This window comes from Bacillus sp. SG-1, from assembly GCF_000181495.1.
Lineage (GTDB): Bacteria > Bacillota > Bacilli > Bacillales > Bacillaceae_B > Rossellomorea.
Genome location: NZ_ABCF01000141.1, coordinates 1 through 2,151 on the forward strand (window position 1 = coordinate 1; position 2,151 = coordinate 2,151).

Here is a 2,151-nt window from a genome sequence, read left to right on the forward strand (position 1 = left end):
GAGTGGTCTCAACCGAAAACGGACTTTTCCTTTGTAACTGGGGAGCCCTTGCTGAAAAAGGAGAGCAACCAATCATAGCAGGCGGTGCCAGGATTCTTCTGCCAGATGCCATTGCGAAAAGACTGCTGAAGGGTGAAGAATTGGGTCCGGTCATGGATGATTACTGCCAGAGTGAAGGAATCCGTCAGCATGAAGGGGCGATGGGTATCTTTACAAAAGGGGCTGTCAACCGGGATCAAATGTTCAAACACACCGTTAAATTGCTGGTGGGGCAGTGGAATTTCAGGAGAACGGCAAGTGGAAGTTAAAAGAGATGCCTTAGGGAACGAGTTTCCTGTTTTGATAAAATAGTTTGACGCAATTCTTGCTGATCGATATCGGAAGTTACAATAAAACGAAAAAAGGAAGCTGGGATGCTTCCTTTTTTTTGTTACTTCTCATCAAAAATGTAGGATAATGCTTTCAGGGCCTGGTTTACCGTTTCAACCGTAACGTTGGCTTTGTTCGACAATTCTTTGAGAGGGTGGTGAAGCTCTTTGGGACGGATCAAGATCAGCGGCTTTCCTTTAACGATTGCAGCACTTGCGTCCATTGCGGTGTTCCATTGTTTATACTTTTCACCAAATAAAGCAATGACCAAATCAGCCTTCTGCATCAAAACCTCTGTACGCAAATTGTTAAAATCGGACGCTGCATCATCCTTAAAGACGGCATCGGGCTGTTCGCCCAGGATTTCTTCGCCGATATTATCGGAGCGATCATGGTTTTCCATCGGACCGACAAATGAAAGGGGCAGCTGCAAAGCCTGAGCCTTGCTTTTAATTTCATTTCTCCAGTCACTATGAATTTCTCCAGCTAAGTACACCGTTAATTCCACTATGTACTACCTCCTCAAGATCAATTTGTTTTATTTTATCATGAATAGAAACCGCAAACGAATGGAAAGGCTCTCATGACTTGTCGAAAAATGGGGAATATTAATAAATAGAGGGTTGTCAATAGTGCTTTTTGAGGGGTATGATAGAAAAGAACTATTGCTAGATAAGGAGTGATGTGGATGTCCAAGCCAATCATATTCAAACTTTTTGTCATTCTTCTATTTGTTTTGACAGCAGGATGCAGCAACAGTGCAACACTGGAAGAAAGTCAGGAAGAAGCAGTGGAAGCTGTTAGAGAAACATTTGAAAGTCCTGTCGAAGATGCAAAAGAAGAGACTGAAAATTTCCAGTTTCATCTCCCTTCTGGTGCAACAATCAAAGAAAAAAACGCTAATAATGTCATTATTGAAGATGGTAATAATACTTATATTTTATTTATAATCAGAACGTTACTGCCGACAATGAACACCTATATGAACTCGCTGTACAAGATGATGCCGAGATCATTAAACAAGAAACCTTTTCAGATGAAGAAAGGTTTGGTTTTTTTGTGATCCGCGAAGTGGAAAAGGATCAATTTGAATTGACCACTGGCATAGGCGGCATCAAAATGACGACACAATCTGTGAAGGATGATCTCGTAGCCGACAGTGAATTCATGATGGAAGTCGTATCTTCTGTTAAAAATAAATAATCCTTCTTATTATTCGCTTGGTCATTGACCAGGCGTTTTTGTTTTGTGAAAAATAAGTTCATATAAACAGAATTTAAGGGAAGACAAAGGAAGAGGAGAAATTTTTTAGTGGACATTTACGACATGTGTCTTTACACTAGTAAATGGTTCTGTTTTGCATATCAAAAAGAAAAAGGAGGCCAACCATGAAAGAATTTATGAAGAAACAGGGAGTCAATCCTTCTGCAAAGGTTTATTTTATCGATGCCCTGTCTTTTATGGCACTTGGTTTGTTCTCATCCTTAATTATTGGACTTATTATTAAAACAATAGGGCAGCAACTTGGATTTAGCTTTTTTGTAGAAATGGGAGGTCTGGCAATCAGCTTGATGGGCCCTGCTATTGGAGCAGCGATTGCCTATGGATTAGGTGCTCCTCCCCTGGTCCTGTTTGCAGGTGTTGTGACCGGTGCAGCTGGGGCCGCATTGGGAGGACCGGCAGGAGCTTATGTAGCAGCAGTCCTTTCTACAGAAATAGGTAAGCTTGTCAGCAAGACCACGAAAATTGATATTATCGTCACACCGCTGGTCACGATGCAGC

General features: G+C 41.5%; 5 protein-coding genes. 4 read left to right on the forward strand and 1 reads right to left on the reverse strand.

The features are described from left to right. A partial coding sequence (locus BSG1_RS19140; protein ID WP_044023202.1) for a DUF84 family protein occupies nucleotides 1–308 on the forward strand: 308 nt, incomplete at its 5' end. 122 nt (nucleotides 309–430) lie between these two features. Here the strand turns inward: BSG1_RS19140 and BSG1_RS19145 are convergent. Then, complete coding sequence (locus tag BSG1_RS19145) at nucleotides 431–877, reverse strand: YtoQ family protein (RefSeq protein ID WP_006838889.1); 447 nt, start codon at nucleotides 875–877, stop codon at nucleotides 431–433. A gap of 180 nt (nucleotides 878–1,057) precedes the next feature. On the opposite strand from BSG1_RS19145, the gene BSG1_RS19150 reads away from it, so the two are divergent. The 3 genes from BSG1_RS19150 to BSG1_RS19155 all read left to right on the forward strand — a co-directional run. Beyond that, nucleotides 1,058–1,432 (forward strand): hypothetical protein, encoded by a 375-nt coding sequence (locus BSG1_RS19150; protein ID WP_006838890.1) that lies wholly within the window; start codon nucleotides 1,058–1,060, stop codon nucleotides 1,430–1,432. Continuing rightward, complete coding sequence (locus tag BSG1_RS21025; RefSeq protein ID WP_006838891.1) at nucleotides 1,429–1,572, forward strand: hypothetical protein; 144 nt, start codon at nucleotides 1,429–1,431, stop codon at nucleotides 1,570–1,572. Before BSG1_RS19150 ends, BSG1_RS21025 begins: the two co-directional genes overlap by 4 nt. Nucleotides 1,573–1,757: 185 nt before the next feature. Next, nucleotides 1,758–2,151, forward strand: a 394-nt coding sequence (locus tag BSG1_RS19155; protein WP_006838892.1) for a PTS sugar transporter subunit IIC, incomplete at its 3' end; no start/stop codon positions are given.